Genomic DNA, 20,266 nt, shown 5'->3' on the forward strand with positions numbered 1-20,266 from the left:
GCCGACGACCCGCTCTCGGAGGAGGCGCTGCAGGGCGCGCTGGCCGGCGTACCCGTCGTCTGAAGGAGCTAGCCGGGGAGTGGGCCCGGCCGGTCCAGCCGCGCGTCCTCGTGCAGCGCCTCGGCGGCCAGGATCGCCTCGTCCTCGAGGGCCGGGACCTCGAACACCGCACGCTCGGCGTCCTCTCGCTCGGGCGAGGGCACGGCGTGCAGCTGCTCCTCGTCGGCGGCGACGAGGGATCCGTGCACCGTGGACAGCACGAGCGCGGCGGCCAGCACCGTGACGGCGCCGAGCACGAACGGCACGTGGACGTTGGTGACCTCCACCAGCTTGCCGGCGGCGAACGGCGCCAGCCCACCGCCGATGAACCGGACGAAGCCGTAGGTCGCCGAGGCGACCGGCCGCGGGACCGGCGAGACGCTCATGACGGCCGTGGTGACCAGGGTGTTGTTGAGCCCGATCACGATCCCCGACGCGACGACCGCGCCGATGACCACCCATCGGTCGGCCGACCAGACGGCGATCGTCAGCGACACCGCGGCCATGAAGGCGAAGCTGGCGTAGAGGGTCCGGGGCGTGCCGAACCTGGCCTTGAGGGCCGGCGCCCCGAAGACCGCGAACACCGCGACCATCAACCCCCAGCCGAAGAAGACCAGGCCCAGGTGGATCGGTGAGAGGTCCATCAGGAACGGGGCGTAGCCCAGGATGGTGAAGAAGCACCAGTTGTAGAGCAGACCGGTGAGGCTGGTCATGGCCAGCGGGCGGTGTCGCAACGCGACGAGTGGCTCCTTGATCGACGACGGGGTCTCCGGCCTGGGCGTCGGGTCGACCAGCACCACCGTCGCCACCAGCGCGATCAGCATCAGCACGGAGACGCCGAAGAAGGGCCCTCGCCAGCTGATCTCGCCGAGCAGCCCGCCGACCAAGGGTCCACACGCGATCCCGACGCCCAGCGCGGTCTCGTAGAGCACGATCGCACCGGCGAAGCCACCCGCGGCGGAGCCCACGATGACCGCCAGCGAGGTGGCGATGAACAGCGCGTTGCCGAGCCCCCAGCCGGCGCGGTAGAGCACGATCTCGTGGATGCTGCCGCTGGCTCCCGCGATCGCCGAGAACGCCACGATCAGCACCAGTCCGGCGACCAGCGTCCTCTTGGCGCCGATCCGGCTGGACACCCAGCCGGTCACCAGCATGGCCACGGCGGTGACGACGAGATAGCTCGTGAACAGCAGCTCCACCTGCGCGGGCGTGGCCTCCAGCTGGGACGCCAGCGACGGGAGGATCGGGTCGACCAGGCCGATGCCCATGAAGGAGATGACGCAGGCGAAGGCCACCACCCAGACGGCCTTCGGCTGCCGGAAGGGGCTCGCTGCCACGGACGTCGGGTGCGATACGGCGGCTCCGGACGCTGACATGCAGGGGCCTCCTGGGCGATCGCAAGGATCCATAGACTGTTCTATCTATCCAGAAGCATAGAGCCATCTATGTATTCACCGCCAGCACGCCTATGCTGTGGCCATGTCGCCGGCGTCGTCGTCACCGTCACGGTCGGCGCCGCAGGCTTCCGGAGAGGCGGAGCGGGTCGCCACCGACCTCTACGGGTTGCTGGTGGCCGCGCTCCGCGCCGTACCCCGCGACCTCAGCCTGACCGCGCTGTCGACCCTGGCGAGCGTCGAGCGCGCCGGGCCGCAGCGGCTCAGTGACCTGGCGGCGGCCGAGGGCGTGGCCCAACCGTCGATGACCGCGCTGGTCAGCAACCTCGAGCGAGCGGGCTACGTCGAACGCGCCCCGGACCCCACCGACGGACGGGCGATCCTGGTCCGGGCGACGGCCCGCGGCGCCCGACTGATGGCTCGGCGGCGCCGGGCCGGCGCGGCGGCGATGGCCGAGCTGATCGAGCAGCTCGACGACGACGAGCGGCGCAGCCTGCTGGCCGCCGGCGACGCCCTGACCCGGCTGCGGGCCCTCGACGAGGAGCGCCGCGACCGCCGCCGACGGGGATAGCCCCGGGCCCGGTGGCCGGGCCGGCTCAGGAGGCCGAGTCGTCCTCGGCGCCGCGGCGAGCCTCGAAGCGCTCGGCGGCCCGGTGGGCACGGGTTTGGACCTTGCGGGCGAACGCCTCGCGAGGCCGGTTGAGCAGGAAGACCGACAGCACCCCGGACAGCAGGAACGACACCAGCAGCGGCCACAGCACGGACGCCTCGTGCCCGAAGACGAGGATCCACAGGCCGAGGACCACGGCGAGCACCGCGACGAACAGCAGCAGGCGCATCAGGGTGTAGACCACGAACTCCTTCACGAGGCCCACCCTAGGTGGCAACCACGAGGCGTCTACCCTGGAGGTGTGCTGAAGGTGATGATCGTGGTGCTCATCCTGGGCGCGGTCATCTATGCCGTCGTTCGCCTGGTCCAGGGTCCGGGCCCCGGCCGCACCCCCGCGAGGCCGTCGCGCCCGGTCGCCCCCGACGACGACCCCGACTTCCTGCGCGACCTCGACCGGCGCCGCCGGCAACGCGACGATTCCGACCCCTGAGCCGCGCCGTCCGACTACCGTGAGGCCCATGCCTCGCCTGCTCGCCGTCGCCGCGCCTCTGGCCGCTCTCACTGCGCTGCTGAGCGGCTGCGGTGCTGACGCGCCGACCCCCGCCAGCGAGTCGCTGCCCTCGTGCGACCAGGTCTGGGTCGCGGGCGAGGACCTGCCCGAGGACTACGCCGGCTGCAAGGACGGCGACGGCGTGCTCCAGGTCTCGGAGATCAAGGAGTGCACCAAGACCGACCAGCGCTTCACGGCGTACGGCGACACCTACTACGCCATCCTCGGCGCACCGATCCACGACGACGGCCAGACCTCGTCGACCTACCAGGAGCTCTACGCCGGCTGCTTCGGCACCGACTGGTAGCCCGCCCGGCCGCCGGAGCCCGCGGCGTCAGCGCTCGACGACCACCGACGTGCCGACCTCGGGCGCGGCGTAGGAGTGCTGCGACGTCGTGGAGAAGTAGTTGATCCCGATGAAGTTGAACCACAGCGTCGCGGTGCCGAGCAGCGCCAGCCAGGCGGCGTTGCGGCCCTTCCAGCCGGCCGTGGTCCGGGCGTGGAGGTAGGCGGCGTAGACCACCCAGGTGATGAACGCCCACACCTCCTTGGGGTCCCAGTTCCAGTAGGAGCTCCACGCCTGGTGGGCCCAGATCGGCCCGGTGATCAGCACCGCGAAGGTCCACACCGGGAAGCCGAACGCGTGCAGCCGGTAGGACACCCGGTCGAGCACCGGCAGCTCGGGCAGCCGGGCGAGGTAGCCCGCCGGTCGATCGCCGGCGCGCGCCTTGAGGAGGTAGAGGGCGGAGGTGAAGCCGCCCAGCGTGAACGCCCCGGTGGCGATGATCGCCGCCACCACGTGGATGACCAGCCAGGTGGAGTTGAGGGCCTCGGTGAGCGGCGCGACGGGCTCGTAGAGCCACACCACCGCCACCATCAGCAGGGTGACCACGAAGCCGGTGACCAGCGGCCCGAGCCACGAGAGACCCAGCCGGCGGTAGAAGACCAGATAGAGCAGCGCCACCACGAACGTGCCCGACAGGGTGAACTCGTACATGTTGCCCCACGGCACCCGGTTGGGGTCGGCGGCCATGCCGCGGCCCAGGAGCGCCACGGCGTGCAACCCCACGGCCAGCCCGGTGAGCAGCAGCGCCAGGCGCGCGAACATCGCGACCCGCCGGCTCACGTCCGCCGGCTCGCGCTCCAGCACGGCGACAGCGGACCCCTGGGGTGACTCACCGGCAATGGCTCTCCGTGCGGCGGCGCCGACGGCCCCTGTCGCACGTCGCGCGACGGAGCCGACCGGCACCTTGCGCAGCGCGCTCCACTGCACCAGGTGCGCCAGCAGGGCGAGGAAGTAGACCACGCCGGCCGCGGCGACCGCCTGGTTGGAGATCGTCTCCCACTGTGCGTTGCTCACGCCTCCGGCTCCTCTCGCTGCGGGTCGCCCGGCCGGTCGGGGGCCGGCTCACCGCGCAGTGCGGCCACGATAGCCGCCACCTCGTCGGCCGGGTCGCCCCCCTCGGTCCGGTCGAGCCCACCGACCTCCACCAGGGTGCCGCCCTCGCCCGTGCGGGCCCGCACCCACAGCCGTCGCGGCCGGATGAACAGCGATCCGAGCAGCCCGAGCAGCGCGGCGATCACCCCACCCAGTGCGAGGTGGATGCCCGGCTGGCGGCTGATCTGCACCCGCACCCAGGGCTGCAGCCCGTCGAAGCTGACCTTGCCGAGACCGTCGGGCAGCTCGACCGACTCACCGGGGCGCAGGTCGACCCGGAACGGCGCCCCGTCGTCCTTCTTCAGCATCGTCATCTGTGCGGTGTCGAGGGCATAGACCGACTGCGGCGTCCCGTTGGACAGGCCGAGGTCACCGGTCCACACCGTCATCGAGATGAACGGGTCGAGTGCCTCGCCGAACGTGGAGTAGGGGCCGTGGTCGTGGTCGAAGGCATACGTCGGGTAGAGCTCACCCTGCAGCCCGATCTGGGTCGGGCTGGCGTTGGCGGCCTTGACCACACCGAAGGAGCGGAACGTCCGTCCGTCGGTGGGCAGGAACGGCCTCGGACCGCTGGCCGCGACGTTGCCGTCGCCGTCGGTCACGGTGATCACCGGCGCATAGCCGTGGCCGATCAGGAAGATGTCGGTCCCGCCGATCGACAGGGGGTGGTTGACCCGCAGGTCGTAGTGCTCCTCCTGCGCGCCGGGCTCGGTGCGGTAGGTCAGCGGCGCCTCGAACTTCTGCGCCATCCCGGCCCGCGGCCCGGTGTAGAGCCACTGGGCGGAGAAGTCGTCGACGGTGAACGTGAACGGCTCCATGACGTCGGGGTCGAACAGCCGGCCCGGGGCGAGGTCGTCGTACGACGTGAGGGTGTTGGAGAACCCGTCGCCGACGACGATGATCGCGCCGCCCTTGTAGCCGTAGAGGCTGCCCAGGCCGAACCCGGCGAGCACCACCAGCAGCGCCAGGTGGAAGACCAGGTTGCCCGCCTCGCGCAGGTGGCCCTTCTCGGCCGAGACCGCCCCGTCGCCGTCGGCGAGCCGATAGCGGCGCCCCCGGAGGACCCCCCGGGCCCGGTCCAGGACCTCCTCGACGCTCTGCTCCGAGGTGTACGACGCGTGCGCGGGCAGCCGGTCGAGCCGACGCGGTGCCGAGGGTGGCGCGGCGCGCAGGGCCCGCCAGTAGACCCCGAGCCGCGGCACGATGCAGCCGACCAGCGAGATCATCAGCAGCAGGTAGATCGCGGAGAACCAGGCGGAGCTGTAGACGTCGAACAGGCCGAGCCGGTCATAGATCGGCGTCAGGGTCGGGTGCTGGTCCTGCCAGCGCGAGGTCTTCAGCGAGTCCACGCCCTCCTGCGGGATCAGCGACCCCGGCACCGCGGCGAGCGCGGTGAGCAGCAGCAGGAGCAGGGCGGTGCGCATCGAGGTGAGCTGCCGCCAGATCCAGCGGGCCAGCTCACGGACCGACAGGTCGCGGGGCCGCGGTTCGGGGGCTTCGGGGGCCTCGGGCTCGACGGTGGTCGTCACACCGACACCTCGAATCCGCCGATCAGGTGGATCTGCAGCCAGGTGACCAGGTGGCCCCACCACCCGGTGACGAGCAGCAGCCCGACCGCGATCATCATCAGCCCGCCGATCCGGGTGACCCACACCTGGTGCTCGCGGACGAACCGCACGGTGCCGAGCATCCGTTCGTAGGCGACCCCCGCGACGATGAACGGCAGTCCCAGCCCGAGGGCGTAGAACGCCGAGAGCAACGCGCCGCGCGCGGCCGTGCCCTCGTTGATCGAGAGGCTGGTGATCACGCCGAGCGTGGGACCGATGCACGGCGTCCAGCCGAGGCCGAACAGGAAGCCGAGGAACGGAGCCGCGGCGAGACCGACCGCCGGCACCCGGTGCACCCGCCAGTCACGCTGCAGGAACGGGACGGCGCCCAGGAACGCCAGCCCGAGCAGGATGCTCAGCACCCCCAGCGTGATCGTGAGTGCGTCCTGCCAGCGGACCAGCCACGCCCCCGCCGCGCCCGACGCGACACCGATCAGCACGAAGACCGTGGAGAAGCCGAGCACGAAGAGCAGCGACCCGGCGAGCATCCGGCCGCGACGCTCGCGGGTGACCTCGGCGTCCTGGAGGTCGGCGCCGGACAGACCGGTGGCATAGGAGAGGTAGCCCGGCAGCAGGGGGATCACGCACGGCGAGAAGAACGAGACCAGCCCGGCGATCAGCGCCACCGGCACGGCCAGGGCCAGGGACCCCGACAGCGCCTGCTCGCGGAACCAGTCGCCCACGGCTCAGGCCTCCCCGGCGTCGGTGATCACGTCGCGCAGCGTCTGGGCCGAGGGCAGCGGGCCGCTGATCTGAGCCGCGATCCGCCCCTGCGCGTCGAGCACCAGCGTGGTGGGGGTGGTGCGGAGCAGGGCGACCGGGAACGCGAGCAGCACCTGGCCCTTCGGGTCCCAGAAGGTCGGGAACGGCACGTCGTGAGCACGCACGAACGCCTGCGCGTCGTCGACCGAGGAGTCACCGACGTTGACGCCGACGAACCCGGCGTCGACCTCGGGGTCGTCGGCGACCTCGACCAGGTCGGCCGCCTCCGCCTGGCACGGGCCGCACCAGGAGCCCCAGACATTGACCACCACCACCTGGCCGCGCAGGTCGGCGAGGTCGAGCGGCTTGCCGTCCAGGTCGGTGCCCCGGGCCTCGACCGGGGCGTCGCGGTCGGCCGCGGGGAACTGAACGACCTGGCCGTTGCCGGAGATGTAGCCCTTGTCGCCGGTGCTCCCCACCGAGTCGCAGCCGGTGAGTGCCAGGGCGAGCATCAGGACCGGGAGCAGCACCCGCCTCACGGACGCTGCTCCTCGGCGCCACCGGCGGAGAAGGTGTCACGCTTGTCCTTGACCGGGATCAGGTCGCCGGCAGGCTCGGAGTAGCTCACCCGGTCGAGCCGGCCGCCGGTGAAGTGGAACGACGTCAGGGAGCACAGCGTGCACTGCCGCTGGCGCGGGTCGTGCAGGAAGGGCGGCCCTCGGCGGAGAGGCGGGCGACCAGATCGGCAGCTGGTGGCTGACCAGCACCGCCTCGTGCCCGGCGGCCGCGGCTCGGGCGTCGAGCACGGCGGCGCGCATCCGGGCGGCGACCTCGGCGTAGGGCTCGCCCCAGGAGGGCTTGAACGGGTTCCAGAGGTGTCGCCAGCTGACGTCGCAGCAGCGCCTTCGGGACCGGGCCGTCGCCCTTGGCGAAGCTCAGCCCTCGAAGACGTTGGTGGACTCGATGATCCGCTCGTCGCTGGCGATCTCCAGACCCCGGGCCGCGGCGAGCGGCGCCGCCGTCTCCTGGGCGCGCTCCAGCGGAGACGCCACGAGGTGGACGATGTCGCGTTCTCCGATCGTGTCGGCGACCCGCTGCGCCATCCGGCGGCCGAGCTCGGAGAGGTGGAAGCCGTCGCGGCGGCCGTAGAGCACGCCGTCGGGGTTGTGCACCTCGCCGTGCCGGAGCAGGTGGACGGTCGTCTCGAGACGCGACTCGACGCTCATGCGGCGCCTCCCGCGGCGGCCGCGACGCGGGCGGCCTCGGGGAGCGCGTCGAGGATCGTCTGCACGGCGCGGTCGTCGTGGGCCGCCGAGACGAACCACGCCTCATAGGCCGACGGCGGCAGATAGACGCCCCGGTCGAGCATGGCGTGGAAGAACGCGGCATAGGCGGCGGTGTCCTGGGCCGAGGCGTCGGCGAAGTCACGGACGGGCGAGTCGGTGAAGAACACGGAGAACATGGTGCCGGTGGCCTGCACGCGGTGGGGGCAGCCGGCCGCGTCGAGCGCGTCAGCGGCGGCCTGCTGGATGGTGGCGGCGGTGGCCGCGAGGCCGGCGTAGACCTCCTCGGTGGCCAGCCGCAGCGTGGTCAGCCCGGCGGTGGTGGCGACCGGGTTCCCCGACAGCGTGCCGGCCTGGTAGACCGGCCCCTCCGGGCTCAGCCGGGCCATCACGTCGGCGCGGCCCCCGAACGCCGCCGCGGGCAGCCCGCCACCCATCACCTTGCCGAAGGTCATCAGGTCGGGACGCCAGCCCTCGACCGCGCCGTCGAGGCCCCACTGCCCCTGGCGGGTGACCCGGAAGCCGGTCATCACCTCGTCGCTGACGAACAGGGCGCCGTGGGCCCGGCAGGTCTCGGCCAGGAACGCGTTGAAGCCCGGGTCGGGAGGCACCACGCCCATGTTGCCCGGAGCGGCCTCGGTGATCAGGCACGCGATCCGGTCGCCGTGCTCGGCGAAGGCGGCCTCAACGGCCTGCCGGTCGTGGTAAGGGAGCACGATGGTGAGGGCGGTCGACGACTCCGGCACCCCCGGGGTGCCCGGGACGGCGAAGGTCGCGAGCCCCGACCCGGCCGAGGCGAGCAGCGCGTCGACGTGGCCGTGGTAGCAGCCGGCGAACTTCACGACCAGGTCGCGGCCGGTCGCACCCCGGGCCAGCCGGATCGCCGACATCGTCGCCTCGGTGCCGGAGGAGACGAAGCGCACCTGGTCGACCGGGGTGCGGGCGACGATCTCCTCGGCGAGCTCGACCTCGGGCTCGGTGGGCGTGCCGTAGGACGTGCCGCGGGCCACGGCCGCCTGGACGGCGGCCTGCACCTCGGGGTGTGCGTGACCCAGCAGCATCGGCCCCCAGGAGCAGATCAGGTCGACGTACTCGTTGCCGTCGACGTCGGTGAGCCAGGCCCCCTGGGCGCTGCGGATGAACCGCGGGGTGCCGCCGACCGCGTTGAAGGCGCGGACCGGGGAGTTGACCCCACCCGGCGTCACCACCCTGCCCCGCTCGAAGAGGGCGCGCGACTGGATGGGCTCGGACCGACTCACCCCGACATTGTGGCCGACGCCCCCAGCGCCCCCCTCATCGGTGCGGGCTGGGGTGTTGCTGCTTCACCATGCTGAGTGGGCGAAACCGCACTTCGCACGACGAATTGGCCGTGCCACGTGCAGCTCCACCTACTCAGCATGGTGAAGCAACAAACCCTCACAGGAAGTCGCGCGGGTCGAACTCGTCGATGGGGATGATCCGGATCCGCGGGAGGCTGCCGTTGAAGGCGCGGACGTCGTACTCCAGGTCGAAGAACTCCACCCCGAGCTCGCTGAAGCCCAGGTTGCAGAACTCCCGGAACCCCATCACGCCGACCCGGCGGCCGTCGCAGACGTCCTTCAGCTGCGGCAGGAAGTCGCCGTCGTGGCTGACCAGCACCACGTCGTCGCCGGTGTCGCGCAGCGCCTCGAGGGTCCGCTGGATGGCCAGGTCGACGACCTTCTGGTTGCCCGCGCCGGACAGCGGCACCGGCTTGTAGCCGATCGCCAGCAGTGCCTGCACGAACGACATCGGCAGCGGGTCGTTGGCGGCCAGGAAGAACAGCCCGACCACGTCGTCGGTGTCCCAGTGGTCGCGGCAGAACTGCAGCAGCCGCTCCCACCGCGGCCGCTCCTCGGGCTGCGGTCGGCGACCGAGGATCGAGGCACCGAGGGTGGCGTCGACGTTCTCGCCGTCGACGAGCAGGACGGTACGCCGGGTGGCGGCGCCGGCGGCTGGCTCGGACATGACCCCGACCCTAGCGGGCCGGCCGGTCGACCCGCCCCGGTCAGCGCAGCAGCCGCGCCGCCTCGGCGGCCCAGTAGGTGAGGACCACGTCGGCGCCCGCCCGGCGGATCGACGTCAGCGTCTCGAGGATCGCGGCCTCCCGGTCGATCCAGCCGCGGGCGGCGGCCGCCTCGACCATGGAGTACTCGCCCGAGATGTTGTAGGCGGCCACCGGGACGTCGACGGCGTCGCGCACCCGGCGCAGCACGTCGAGATAGGCCAGCGCCGGCTTCACCATCACGATGTCGGCGCCCTCGGCGACGTCGAGCAGCGCCTCGCGGACGCCCTCGACGGCGTTGGCGGGGTCCTGCTGGTAGGTCCGCCGGTCGCCCTCGAGGCAGGAGTCGACGGCCTCCCGGAACGGGCCGTAGAACGCGGAGGCGTACTTCGCGGAGTAGGCCAGCACCCCGACCTCGGCGTGCCCGGCCGCGTCGAGCGCGGCCCGGATCACCCCGACCTGGCCGTCCATCATCCCGCTGGGGCCGACCATGTCGACGCCCGCGTCGGCCTGGGCCAGGGCCATGTCGGCATAGAGCTTGAGCGTCTCGTCGTTGTCGACCCGGCCGTCGGGGGTGAGCACGCCACAGTGGCCGTGCGAGGTGAACTCGTCGAGACACAGGTCGCTCATCACGGTGAGCGCGTCGCCGACCGCCGACACCACGTCGGCGATGGCGAGGTTGAGGATGCCGCCCGGGTCGACGGCGCCGGTGCCCCGCTCGTCGCGGGTCTCGGGGACGCCGAACAGCATCACGCCGCCGAGGCCCAGCTCCGCGGCCTCCTCGGCAGCCCGCACCAGCGTGTCGCGGGTGTGCTGGACGACCCCCGGCATCGACGCGATGGGCCGCGGCTCGGCAAGCCCTTCGCGGACGAACATCGGCAGCACCAGCTGCCCGGGCGCCAGCGTGGTCTCGGCCACCATCCGGCGCAGCCCGGGGGTACGCCGCAAGCGACGCGGGCGGACCACGGGGACGGCCACCGGGTCGCCGGGCAGGCGACGGGCGGCGGCCTCCTGGGCGGCCACGGCTACTTCGAGCTCGCCCGGCGCCGGGCCGAGGGCTTGCGCTCCGACGGCTTGGTCACCGGCAGCCCCTCGTCGAGCAGCGCCCGGCGCCGCGCGGCACCGAAGTCGGCGAGCGCGTCGACCAGCACCTCGACGTCGGGCTTGGCGGCCAGCACGTCGACCCGCAGGCCGTGCTCCTCGGCGGTCTTGGCGGTGGCCGGCCCGATCACGGCGATCACCGTCGACGCGTGCGGCTTGCCGGCGATGCCGACCAGGTTGCGCACCGTCGAGGACGACGTGAACACCACCGCATCGAACTTGCCGGTCTTGATCGCGTCGCGCGTGGGAGCCGGCGGCGGTGCGGCGCGGACCGTGCGGTAGGCCGTCACGTCGTCGCACTCCCAGCCCTTGTCGATGAGCCCGGCCACGAGGTTCTCGGTGGCGATGTCGGCGCGCGGCAGGAACACCCGGTTGATCGGGTCGAGCAGCTCGTCGTACTCCGGCCAGTCCTCGAGCAGGCCGGCCGCCGACTGCTGCCCCGTCGGCACCAGGTCGGCGCGCAGCCCCCAGGCGGCCAGCGAGGCCGCGGTCTTGTCGCCCACGCAGGCGATCTTGAGACCGGAGAAGGCGCGGGCGTCGAGGCCGTACTCCTCGAACTTCTCACGCACCGCCTTGACCGCGTTGACCGAGGTGAACGCGATCCACTCGTAGCGGCCCTCGACCAGGCCGTGCAGCGCCTTGTCCATCTGCTGCGGGTTGCGCGGCGGCTCGACGGAGATCGTCGGCACCTCCTCGGGCACCGCGCCGTAGCCACGCAGGCGGGCCGACAGCGAGCCGGCCTGCTCCTTGGTGCGGGGCACCAGCACCCGCCAGCCGAACAGCGGCTTGCTCTCGAACCACGAGAGCGCCTCGCGCAGGTCGACCACGTGGCCGACGACGACCACCGCGGGGCAGCCGACCACGGCCGAACGGGCGTCGGCGGCGAGCTGGGCCAGCGTCGAGGTGACGGTGGTCTGCTGCGTCGTGGTGCCGTGCTGGGTGACCGCGACCGGGGTGTCCTCGTCGAAGCCGGCCGCCACGAGCGAGTCCGAGAGCTCGGCGAGGTGCTCCCCCGCGCCGAGGACGACCAGGGTGGCCGGGTGGGCGTAGCGGGTCCAGTCGAGCTTGGGGGCATAGGCCACGACCGCGACCTCGCGGGTGGACTTGGTGGTCAGCGGGATGCCGGCGTACGCCGGCACGGCGCCGGCGGCGCTGACCCCCGGCACGATCTCGAAGGCGATCCCGGCCTTGACGCAGGCCTGGGCCTCCTCGGGGCCGCTGGCGTGCAGGAACGGGTCGCCGGCCATCAGCCGGACCACCGCGTCACCGCGCTTGGCCTCGCGGACGACGACCTTGGCGCGCGCGGCATGGGTGAGCGGCTGGCCGTCCTCGCCGAAGCCACCGTCGACGAACACCGGGCCCTTCTCGTCGGGGGTGGGCTCGAGCGGCAGGCCGAGCAGCGCGCGCACCATCGGCTCGTGCGCGGCCACCTCGGTGACCACGACATCGGCCGAGCGCAGCAGCGCCGCGGCGCGCACGGTGAGCAGGTCGGGATCGCCGGGACCGCTGCCCACGAACGACACCCAACCGCGCGGCGTGGCGGGAGTGGCGACCTGGGTGGACGGACGGCTCTGCCGGGAGGCGGAGGCCGGGCGCGAAGAGGATCGACGAGTCATGCGTGCTGCCTTCTCGTGCTGCTGGCGGCGGCGCCCTGGCTGGACGCCGTGGTCATCAGATCGGCGGCGCCGTCGTCGAGCATCTGCTCGGCGAGGCGGACCCCGACGCCGGAGGCGTCGCCGAGGGGGCCGGAGGCTGACATGCGGACGCTGAGCGCGCCGTCGAGGGAGAGCACCATCGCGCGCAGCCACAGCTCGTCGCCGTCGTCTCCCTCGACGACCTCGGCGAGCGCTCCGACGGGGGCGGAGCAGCCGGCCTCGAGCCGAGCCAACAGCGCCCGCTCGGCGAGCACGGCGGCCCGGGTGGCGGCGTCGTCGAGAGCCGACAGCGCCGCGACGAGGTCGGTGTCGTCGGCGCGGCACTCGACGGCCAGCGCGCCCTGGCCGGGTGCGGGAAGCATCTGCAGCGGGTCGAGGGTCTCGGTGATCTCGTCGACCCGGCCGAGCCTGGCGAGGCCGGCGCGAGCCAGCACCACCGCGTCGAGGTCGCCCTCGGCGACCCGGCGCAGGCGGGTGTCCACGTTGCCGCGGAGGTCGGTGATCTCCAGGCCCAGGCCGAGCGCGGCGAGCTGGGCGGCCCGTCGCGGTGATCCCGTGCCGATCGTGGAGCCGACCGGCAGCTCGCCGAGGGTCAGCCCGTCGCGGGCCACGACGGCGTCGCGCGGGTCCTCCCGCAGGGGTACGGCGGCCAGGGCGATGCCCGGCTCGTCGGCCGTCGGCAGGTCCTTGAGCGAGTGGACCGCCAGGTCGACCTCGCCGCGCAGCAGCGCCGCCCGCAGCGCGCTGACGAAGACGCCGGCACCGCCCAACGACGCCAGCGGCGCGTCGGTGAGGTCACCCTCGGTGGTCACCGGCACCAGCTCGACCTCGCGCCCGAGCCGGGCGGTCACCTCCGCGGCGACCGCCTCGGACTGGGTGCGGGCGAGCGTCGAGGCGCGGGTGCCGAGACGCAGCGGAGCCGTCATCAGAGCCCCTCCCCACGCGATGCCTCGTCGGTGACGACCGGCCTGGTGACGGCCTCGACGGCATCGGGGTCGAGGGCGAAGAGCTCGGCCAGCGCCGCGGCGTAGGAGACCGCGCCCCCCTCGTCGGCCAGCTCCTTGACCCGCACCGTCGGCTGGTGCAGCAGCTTGTCGGCCAGCCGGCTCATGGCCTGGGCCACCTCGCGGCGCAGCGCGGGGTCGAGCTCGGGGAGCCGCGCGTCGAGCCGCTCGAGCTCGGCGTCGACGAGGCCGGTGGCCATGGTGCGCAGCGCGACCACGGTGGGGGTGACGCTGGCCTGCCGGCGGGCGGTGAGGTAGGCCGACACCTCCTGGGCCACGATCGACCGGACCCCCTCGACCTCCTGCCCCGCCGAGGAGGCGGACAGCCGCTCCCCGAGGAGGGCCAGGTTGACCAGCCGGACACCGGGGAGTGCGCCGACGGCGGGGTCGATGTCGTGGGGCAGGGCCAGGTCGACCAGCGTGAGGGGCCGCCGCGGGAGCATCTCCGGGGTGACCATCAGGTCGGCCGAGCCGGTGCAGGCGATGACCAGGTCGGCGACCGCGAGCTCCTCGCCGAGGGCGGCCAGCGGCGCCACCCGGCCGGCGTACTCGGCCGCGAGGCGCTCGGCGCTCTCCGCGGTGCGGTTGACGATGACGACGTCGACGGCGCCGGAACGCGTGACCGCGGCGACCGCCAGCGAGGCCATCGAGCCCGCGCCGAGCACCAGCACCCGGGCGCCGGCGACCGGCGTGGTCTCGGCGGCCGCCTCCAGAGCGGCACTGACCAGCGAGGGCGCGGCGCGGTCGATGTCGGTCTCGGCGTGGGCGCGCTTGCCGACCCGCAGCGCCTGCTGGAAGAGCGAGTTCAGCACCGGTCCGACGGTGCCGCCCTCCTGTCCGAGGCGGAGCGCGTCGCGGGTCTGGCCGAGGATCTGGCCCTCGCCCACGGCCATCGAGTCGAGGCCCGACGCCACCTGGAACAGGTGCGAGACCGCGCCGTCGTCGTAGTGGACGTAGAGGTGCGGCAGCAGCGCCTCGGCGGGCTCGTCGGCACGGTCGAGCAGCAGCCGCGAGAGCTCCTCGACGCTGCCGTGGAAGCGGTCGACGACGGCGTAGATCTCCAGCCGGTTGCAGGTCGCGACCACGGTCGACTCCGCGACGTGCGCGCCGGCCGCGGCGTCGGAGAGCAGCTTGGCGACCCCGTCACCGTCGAGGGCGAGCTGGTCGAGCAGCGCCACCGGCGCCGTCTTGTGGGAGATGCCCACCACGAGGACGCTCATATCGCGGCCTCCTCGATCGGGGTGAGCGGGAGGTGCGGCGACTTGCGCTGCTCGTGGTAGGCGAGGATCTGCAGCTCGATGGACAGGTCGACCTTGCGGACGTCGACACCGTCGGGGACCGAGAGCACCGTCGGTGCGAAGTTGAGGATGCTGCGGATGCCGGCGGCCACCATCCGGTCGGCGACGTCCTGGGCGGCGCCGGCGGGCGTCGCGATCACGCCGATCGCGACGCCGCAGTCGGCGACGATGGTCTCCAGGTCGTCGAAGGGACGTACGTCGACTCCGGCGACGACCTCGTGCTGGCGCTGCGGGTCGGCGTCGAGCAGCGCGACGACCCGGAAGCCGCGGCTGCGGAAGCCGGAGTAGTTGGCCAGCGCGTGACCCAGGTTGCCGATGCCGACGATGACGACCGGCCAGTCCTGGGTGACCCCGATCTGCCGGGCGATCTGGTAGCGCAGGTAGGCGACGTCGTAGCCCACCCCGCGGGTGCCGTAGCTGCCGAGGTAGGACAGGTCCTTGCGCAGCTTGGCGCTGTTGACGCCCGTCGCCTGGGCGAGCTCCTCGCTGGAGCAGGTCGCGACGCCGTCCTCCGTGAGCGTGGTGAGCGCCCGGAGGTAGACCGGAAGTCGCGCCACGGTGGCCTCGGGAATGTCCCGGGGCTCGGCGGACGGGCGTGAGGTCACTGGCGTTCCGTTTCTAGCCTTGCGGCCCCGGGGCGGGCGCAGTGCTGCTGGGCGCCCACGAACGAGGCCCTGACATGCCCCGTCCGGTTTCCCGGGTCGGCTTCCGCTCGGCGAACTCACTGTAGGAGTTTGTGAACGTGAGAACAAAACCGAGCGATCACGGGCGGATCACGATGTGACCTACCCCACACCCGAGGCGGCGGTCAGCGCGCCAGTGCCGCCCGGAGGCGAGCCTCGTCGACCCGCCAGAAGTCGTGCTGCCGACCGTCGACGAAGGTCACCGGGATCTCCTCGCCGAAGCGGTCGAGGAGGGCCGCGTCGGAGTCGATGTCGACCTCGCTGAAGGACTCCCCCAGCTCGGCGCAGACCCGCTCGATCACCGCGCGGGCGTCGTCGCACAGGTGGCAGCCGGGCCGGCCGTAGAGCGTCACCCGCGCGGTCACGCGAGCAGCCCCAGCGCCCGGCGCCGCTCGAGGTGCCGCAGCCGGCCCTTCTGCACGCGGCCGGTGACACCGACGGGCAGCCGGTCGACGACCTCGATGCGCCGGGGTCGCTTGAACGACGCCAGCGCGGTGGCCGCGTGCTCCTCCACCGCGGCGCGCAGCTCGTCGGCCGACTCCCCGCCACCGCCGGGGACGACGTACGCCACGACCGCGTCGGCCTCGTCGTCGCCGGCGATCACCGCGACATCGGCGACCCCCGGCACCTGCCGCAGGGCGTCCTCGACCTCCTGCGGATAGACCGAGAACCCGGCGACCACGATCGTCTCGCGGACCCGGTCGACCAGGCTCAGCGAGCCGGCGTCGTCGAGCACGCCCAGGTCGCCGGTCGGCCACCAGCCGTCCGCCGCCGGACCGTCGTCGCCGTCGGGCCAGTAGCCGCTGAAGAGGTTGGCGCCGCGGATCTCGATCTCGCCCGGGTCGCCGGGCTCGACCGGGTCGCCATGATCGTCCAGGACGCGCATCTCCACGCCGGGGATCGGCAGTCCGAGGCTCCCGCCGGCCGGGGACCCCCCGTCCACCCCGGACACGGCGGTGCTGGTGACGACCGGAGCGGCCTCGGTCAGCCCGTAGCCCTGGTGCACCGGCACGCCCGCGGCCTCCTGGAAGCGCTGCCAGGTGACGCGGTCGACCTGGGCCGACCCCGAGAGCACCAGCCGGACGCCGGACATCCGGTCGGCCAGGTCCTCGCGCGCGAGCCATCGCTCCAGCGCGCGCGGGGCCACCGGCACCACGGTGCAGTGGTGGTGCGCCACCTGGTCGAGGGCCTGGTTGGCGACGAAGTGCTGGACCAGCACGAGCGTCGAGGCCTGGCGGAGCACGCCGCCGAGCACGGCCGCCAGGCCATAGACGTGGAACAGCGGGAGCACCCCCAGCACCACGTCGTCGGGGAGGGTCAGCGGCGGTTCGAGGGCGCCGACCTGCTCGAGGTTGGCGGCCAGCGCCCGGTGGCTCAGCATCACGCCCCGGGGCGGTCCGGAGGTGCCGCTGGTGTAGAGCAGCACGGCCAGGCGCTCGGGGTCGAGCAGCGGTGGCAGCGGTCCGTCGCCCGCGAGGGCGGCGAAGCGGCGCTCGGTCTCGGCGACCGGGGCGACGTCGTCGGTGACGACCAGGAGCGGCGCGCCGGGGGCGGAGCGCAGCGCGTCGACGGCGCGCGCGTCGGTGACGGCGTACCGGCTGCCGGAGTCGGCCAGCACGGTGGCCAGGTCCTCGGCGCGCCCTTCGGGGTCCACGGGTACGGCGACCGCCTGGGCCCGCAGCACGGCGAGGTAGGCGGTGACCATCTCCAGCCGGTTGCCGAGCGCCAGCAGCACCCGCGTCCCCGCGACCACGCCCTCGGCAACGAGCCCACCGGCGAGCCGGGTGACCTCGCGGTCGAGCTCGCTCCAGGTGAGCCGACGACCACCCGGCTCCACGACCGCGACCCGGTCCGGCCGCGACCCGGCGGCCCGGGTCAGCAGGTCGGGAAGGTCCAGCGCGGCCATGTCTTCGATGGTCGCACAGCGCCCGGGCATCGGTCCGGGGAACCTCGCTTCCCGCCGCTACGCTGGCGACGTGAGCCCGTCGCGCGATCGACCCCGCCGCCTGGACCTGCAGCAGCGCAGCGTGCTCGCCGGCGAGGCGGCGGCCTCGATCACCGAGGTCGAGTCGGCCCTCGACATCCCGGCCGACCCGACGGCCGCTGCGTTCTTCGACGTCGACAACACGGTGATGCAGGGGGCCAGCATCTTCCACCTCGCCCGGGGCCTGCACCGGCGCAAGTTCTTCAGCACCCGCGACATCCTGGACGCCGCCTGGAAGCAGGCCTACTTCCGGGTCGTCGGCGTCGAGGACCCGGAGCACGTCGCCGAGGCGCGCGCGTCCGCACTCGGCTTCATCGCGGGTCACACGGTGGCCGAGCTGGAGGCGCTCGGCGAGGAGATCTTCGACGAGGCGATGGCGCACCGGATCTGGCCCGGCACCCGCGCCCTGGCCCAGCTGCACCTCGACGAGGGCCAGCGGGTCTGGCTGGTCACCGCCGCACCGATCGAGATCGCGAGCATCATCGCCAGACGGCTCGGGCTCACCGGCGCGCTCGGCACCGTCGCCGAGCACGTCGACGGCGTCTACACCGGTCGCCTGGTCGGGGACATGCTGCACGGACCCGCCAAGGCGGAGGCGATCAAGGCGCTGGCGGCCCGCGAGGGGCTCGACCTCGGACGGTGTGCGGCCTACTCCGACTCCGTCAACGACCTGCCGATGCTCTCGCTCGTCGGCGAGCCGTGCGCGGTCAACCCCGACCAGCGGCTGCGCGCGCACGCGCGCGACCACGGCTGGCAGGTGCGCGACTACCGCACCGGCCGCAAGGCAGCCCGCGCCGGCCTGGTGGCCGCGGGCGTGGCAGGCGCCGTCGCCGGGTCGCTGGCCGCGGGCGCGGCGCTGCGCGGGCGCGGCTCGGGCACCGTGTAGCCGCCACGTCACAGTCACGTTTCGTGACGCCTGCAGGGCTGTTCAGCCGTCTGCCGCTCTGGCATCCTGCACGCAACGCGCACTCGGGGCTCGCGACGAAATCCCATCCAGAACGAGGTGTTCCATGCGGATCCGCCATCTGTCCGTCATCCTGACCGCTGTTCTGGGCCTGAGCCTGGCCGCCTGCGGCGGCGACGACGGGGGCGGCGGGTCCGCCGGCGAGGCCAGCAGCTCCGCGGCCGCGGGCGACGGCGTGTGCGCGACCACCGACGCCAGCGGCGACCTGCTGGCCGAGATCTGCGACCGCGGCAAGATCGTGGTGTCCACCGACCCGAAGTACGCCCCGCAGTCCTCGCTCAACGTCGAGACCGGTGAGTACGAAGGCTTCGACATCGACGTCGCCACCGAGATCGCCAACCGGCTCGGCGTCGGCATCGGCTGGGAGGCGCCCAAGTGGGAGGTCCTCACGGCCGGCTCGTGGAGCGGCCGCTGGGACATGAGCGTGGGCTCGATGACGCCGACCAACGACCGCCAGCAGGTGCTCGACTTCACCCAGCCCTACTACTTCACCCCGGCGGTCGTCGTGGTCAACTCGGCCAACACGACGATCAACGACCTCACCACCGACCTCGACGGGAAGACCATCGGCGTCTGCTCGGGCTGCTCCTACGAGCAGTACCTCGACAAGACGCTGGCGATCGACGGCTTCACCTTCGACTTCGTGGTCGACGACGCGGTGATCAAGGGCTACGACACCGACACCACCGCGCTGGAGGACCTGGCCCTCGGCGACGGCACCCGGCTGGACGCCGCGATGACGTCGGTCACGACCGCCCAGGGCTTCATCGACACCGGCAAGCCGGAGAAGATCGTCGGCGACCCGCTGTTCTACGAGCCGCTGGCCGTCGCCTTCGACAAGAGCTCCTCGCTCGACGACGCCAGCCTGCTGGCGGCGGTCGACCAGATCGTGGCCGACATGCACACCGACGGCACGCTGACCAAGCTGTCGGAGAAGTGGTACGACGGCATCGACCTGACCGTGCAGCAGTAGGACGGCGCGGCCCGTGGACGCGGGGCAGTCGGCGGCGACGGCTCCCGAGCGACCGGGGTTGCGGGAGCGCCTGGAGCTCGCGAGCGCCGGCGTACCGTTCCGGGTGAAGGTGGCGGTCATCTGGGTCGTCATCTTCGCCATCCTCGGTGTCCTGCTCTGGGTGGCGTCCTACGACTGGGCCTGGATGGGCGACCGGTTCAGCTTCATCGCCGGGGGCCTGAAGTACACCCTCTATCTCGCGCTCGGCGGCATCGCGCTGGCCTTCACCCTCGCCTGCTTCGGCGCCCTCGCCCGGATCTCGTCGAACCCGGTCGCCTACGGCATCGCGGGGTTCTACACCAGCTTCTTCCGGGGCACGCCGCTGATCGTCCAGCTGTTCCTGATCTATCTGGCGCTCCCCCAGTTCGCGCTGGGACTCAGCGCGCGCTTCCCGGACACCCTCGGCCAAGGGTTCGTCGACTTCTTCATCCTCGACTACATCGTCGTCGGGATCATCGCGCTGGGGCTCAACTACGGCGCCTACATGACCGAGATCTTCCGGGCCGGCATCCAGTCGGTCAGCGGCGGCCAGACCGAGGCGGCGGAGGCGCTCGGGATGACCTACGGCCAGAAGATGCGCAAGGTGATCCTGCCCCAGGCGCTGCGGGTGATCATCCCGCCGACCGGCAACGAGTTCATCGCGATGATGAAGGACACCGCGCTCATCTCGGTCCTGGGGTCGCAGGTCCAGAGTGCCGAGCTCTTCCGGCGGGCGCAGATGGTCGGCCCCAACGAGGGCAAGGTGATGGAGGCCTTCCTGATCGCCGCCGGCCTCTACTGGCTGCTCACGATCATCTTCACCTTCTTCCAGGGCAAGCTGGAGGCGCGGCTGGCCAAGGGCTACAGTCGGACCACTGCCGACCCGAAGAAGGTCAAGGCGATCGACGACCCGACGCTGACGGGTGGGCAGCACTGATGA

21 protein-coding genes and 1 pseudogene are annotated in these 20,266 nt (G+C 72.7%); 6 read left to right on the forward strand and 16 right to left on the reverse strand.

The features are described from left to right. Positions 1–68 precede the first annotated feature (68 nt). Positions 69–1,376 carry an MFS transporter gene (locus R2740_RS10585; protein WP_371302647.1) on the reverse strand — a complete coding sequence of 436 codons (1,308 nt, stop codon included), beginning with the start codon at positions 1,374–1,376 and terminating at the stop codon, positions 69–71. 142 nt (positions 1,377–1,518) lie between these two features. On the opposite strand from R2740_RS10585, the gene R2740_RS10590 reads away from it, so the two are divergent. Then, complete coding sequence (locus R2740_RS10590) at positions 1,519–2,004, forward strand: MarR family winged helix-turn-helix transcriptional regulator (protein ID WP_371302648.1); 486 nt, start codon at positions 1,519–1,521, stop codon at positions 2,002–2,004. A gap of 25 nt (positions 2,005–2,029) precedes the next feature. Here R2740_RS10590 and R2740_RS10595 read toward each other — a convergent pair whose 3' ends face one another. Beyond that, a complete protein-coding gene (locus tag R2740_RS10595) occupies positions 2,030–2,299 on the reverse strand; it encodes a DUF4229 domain-containing protein (protein ID WP_371302649.1) in 270 nt (89 codons plus the stop codon). Between the two features lie 45 nt (positions 2,300–2,344). On the opposite strand from R2740_RS10595, the gene R2740_RS10600 reads away from it, so the two are divergent. Next, positions 2,345–2,533 (forward strand): hypothetical protein, encoded by a 189-nt coding sequence (locus tag R2740_RS10600; protein WP_371302650.1) that lies wholly within the window; start codon positions 2,345–2,347, stop codon positions 2,531–2,533. Positions 2,534–2,561: 28 nt separating this feature from the next. Next, positions 2,562–2,900, forward strand: a complete 339-nt coding sequence (locus R2740_RS10605; protein WP_371302651.1) for a hypothetical protein — start codon at positions 2,562–2,564, stop codon at positions 2,898–2,900. A gap of 27 nt (positions 2,901–2,927) precedes the next feature. Here R2740_RS10605 and ccsB read toward each other — a convergent pair whose 3' ends face one another. The 14 genes and pseudogenes from ccsB to R2740_RS10675 form a co-directional block, all read right to left on the reverse strand. Next, complete coding sequence (gene ccsB / locus R2740_RS10610; RefSeq protein WP_371302652.1) at positions 2,928–3,953, reverse strand: c-type cytochrome biogenesis protein CcsB; 1,026 nt, start codon at positions 3,951–3,953, stop codon at positions 2,928–2,930. Continuing rightward, positions 3,950–5,560 (reverse strand): cytochrome c biogenesis protein ResB, encoded by a 1,611-nt coding sequence (locus tag R2740_RS10615; protein WP_371302653.1) that lies wholly within the window; start codon positions 5,558–5,560, stop codon positions 3,950–3,952. The genes ccsB and R2740_RS10615 overlap by 4 nt, the downstream gene beginning before the upstream one ends. Beyond that, positions 5,557–6,321, reverse strand: a complete 765-nt coding sequence (locus R2740_RS10620; RefSeq protein ID WP_371302654.1) for a cytochrome c biogenesis CcdA family protein — start codon at positions 6,319–6,321, stop codon at positions 5,557–5,559. Before R2740_RS10620 ends, R2740_RS10615 begins: the two co-directional genes overlap by 4 nt. 3 nt (positions 6,322–6,324) lie before the next feature. Continuing rightward, entirely contained in the window at positions 6,325–6,879 is a 555-nt protein-coding gene (locus R2740_RS10625) for a TlpA family protein disulfide reductase (protein WP_371302655.1), read from the reverse strand. A gap of 258 nt (positions 6,880–7,137) precedes the next feature. Then, positions 7,138–7,566 (reverse strand): annotated as a pseudogene (locus R2740_RS10630) (histidine phosphatase family protein); the annotation flags it as partial. Beyond that, the gene (gene hemL / locus R2740_RS10635; protein WP_371302656.1) at positions 7,563–8,882 is read right to left on the reverse strand and encodes a glutamate-1-semialdehyde 2,1-aminomutase; all 1,320 of its coding nucleotides are present in this window, start codon (positions 8,880–8,882) and stop codon (positions 7,563–7,565) included. The gene hemL and the pseudogene R2740_RS10630, both read right to left, overlap by 4 nt. A 157-nt stretch (positions 8,883–9,039) precedes the next feature. Then, a complete protein-coding gene (locus R2740_RS10640; RefSeq protein WP_371302657.1) occupies positions 9,040–9,609 on the reverse strand; it encodes an NYN domain-containing protein in 570 nt (189 codons plus the stop codon). A gap of 40 nt (positions 9,610–9,649) precedes the next feature. Continuing rightward, a complete protein-coding gene (gene hemB, locus R2740_RS10645; RefSeq protein WP_371302945.1) occupies positions 9,650–10,567 on the reverse strand; it encodes a porphobilinogen synthase in 918 nt (305 codons plus the stop codon). 104 nt (positions 10,568–10,671) lie between these two features. Further along, positions 10,672–12,363, reverse strand: a complete 1,692-nt coding sequence (locus tag R2740_RS10650) for a uroporphyrinogen-III synthase (RefSeq protein ID WP_371302658.1) — start codon at positions 12,361–12,363, stop codon at positions 10,672–10,674. After that, the gene (gene hemC / locus R2740_RS10655) at positions 12,360–13,328 is read right to left on the reverse strand and encodes a hydroxymethylbilane synthase (protein ID WP_371302659.1); all 969 of its coding nucleotides are present in this window, start codon (positions 13,326–13,328) and stop codon (positions 12,360–12,362) included. Before hemC ends, R2740_RS10650 begins: the two co-directional genes overlap by 4 nt. Further along, entirely contained in the window at positions 13,328–14,626 is a 1,299-nt protein-coding gene (locus R2740_RS10660; protein WP_371302660.1) for a glutamyl-tRNA reductase, read from the reverse strand. Before R2740_RS10660 ends, hemC begins: the two co-directional genes overlap by 1 nt. Then, positions 14,623–15,309 (reverse strand): redox-sensing transcriptional repressor Rex, encoded by a 687-nt coding sequence (locus R2740_RS10665; RefSeq protein WP_371302661.1) that lies wholly within the window; start codon positions 15,307–15,309, stop codon positions 14,623–14,625. The genes R2740_RS10660 and R2740_RS10665 overlap by 4 nt, the downstream gene beginning before the upstream one ends. Before the next feature lie 203 nt (positions 15,310–15,512). Continuing rightward, positions 15,513–15,752, reverse strand: a complete 240-nt coding sequence (locus R2740_RS10670) for a glutaredoxin family protein (protein WP_371302662.1) — start codon at positions 15,750–15,752, stop codon at positions 15,513–15,515. Beyond that, positions 15,749–17,293: a class I adenylate-forming enzyme family protein gene (locus R2740_RS10675; protein ID WP_371302663.1), complete on the reverse strand. Its 1,545-nt coding sequence runs from the start codon at positions 17,291–17,293 to the stop codon at positions 15,749–15,751. Before R2740_RS10675 ends, R2740_RS10670 begins: the two co-directional genes overlap by 4 nt. A 70-nt stretch (positions 17,294–17,363) precedes the next feature. On the opposite strand from R2740_RS10675, the gene R2740_RS10680 reads away from it, so the two are divergent. From R2740_RS10680 to R2740_RS10690, 3 genes are all read left to right on the forward strand, one after another. Continuing rightward, on the forward strand, positions 17,364–18,257 hold the full coding sequence (locus R2740_RS10680) for an HAD family hydrolase (RefSeq protein WP_371302664.1): 894 nt from the start codon (positions 17,364–17,366) through the stop codon (positions 18,255–18,257). 124 nt (positions 18,258–18,381) lie between these two features. Next, positions 18,382–19,308 carry a transporter substrate-binding domain-containing protein gene (locus tag R2740_RS10685; RefSeq protein WP_371302665.1) on the forward strand — a complete coding sequence of 309 codons (927 nt, stop codon included), beginning with the start codon at positions 18,382–18,384 and terminating at the stop codon, positions 19,306–19,308. A 13-nt stretch (positions 19,309–19,321) separates the two neighbouring features. After that, the gene (locus tag R2740_RS10690; protein ID WP_371302666.1) at positions 19,322–20,263 is read left to right on the forward strand and encodes an amino acid ABC transporter permease; all 942 of its coding nucleotides are present in this window, start codon (positions 19,322–19,324) and stop codon (positions 20,261–20,263) included. The last annotated feature ends 3 nt before the right edge of the window (positions 20,264–20,266 follow it).

The sequence above is a fragment of the Nocardioides sp. genome (genome assembly GCF_041393715.1).
In the GTDB taxonomy this organism is placed as follows: Bacteria; Actinomycetota; Actinomycetes; order Propionibacteriales; family Nocardioidaceae; genus Nocardioides.

Excerpts from the sequence above, each read along its gene's own strand:
- R2740_RS10590 (WP_371302648.1), top strand. The coding sequence starts at position 1,519 with ATGTCGCCGGCGTCGTCGTCACCGTCACGGTCGGCGCCGCAGGCTTCC.
- R2740_RS10605 (WP_371302651.1), top strand. The coding sequence starts at position 2,562 with ATGCCTCGCCTGCTCGCCGTCGCCGCGCCTCTGGCCGCTCTCACTGCG.
- R2740_RS10640 (WP_371302657.1), bottom strand. The coding sequence starts at position 9,609 with ATGTCCGAGCCAGCCGCCGGCGCCGCCACCCGGCGTACCGTCCTGCTC.
- hemB (WP_371302945.1), bottom strand. The coding sequence starts at position 10,567 with ATGGTGGCCGAGACCACGCTGGCGCCCGGGCAGCTGGTGCTGCCGATG.
- R2740_RS10650 (WP_371302658.1), bottom strand. The coding sequence starts at position 12,363 with ATGACTCGTCGATCCTCTTCGCGCCCGGCCTCCGCCTCCCGGCAGAGC.
- hemC (WP_371302659.1), bottom strand. The coding sequence starts at position 13,328 with ATGACGGCTCCGCTGCGTCTCGGCACCCGCGCCTCGACGCTCGCCCGC.
- R2740_RS10660 (WP_371302660.1), bottom strand. The coding sequence starts at position 14,626 with ATGAGCGTCCTCGTGGTGGGCATCTCCCACAAGACGGCGCCGGTGGCG.
- R2740_RS10675 (WP_371302663.1), bottom strand. The coding sequence starts at position 17,293 with ATGGCCGCGCTGGACCTTCCCGACCTGCTGACCCGGGCCGCCGGGTCG.
- R2740_RS10685 (WP_371302665.1), top strand. The coding sequence starts at position 18,382 with ATGCGGATCCGCCATCTGTCCGTCATCCTGACCGCTGTTCTGGGCCTG.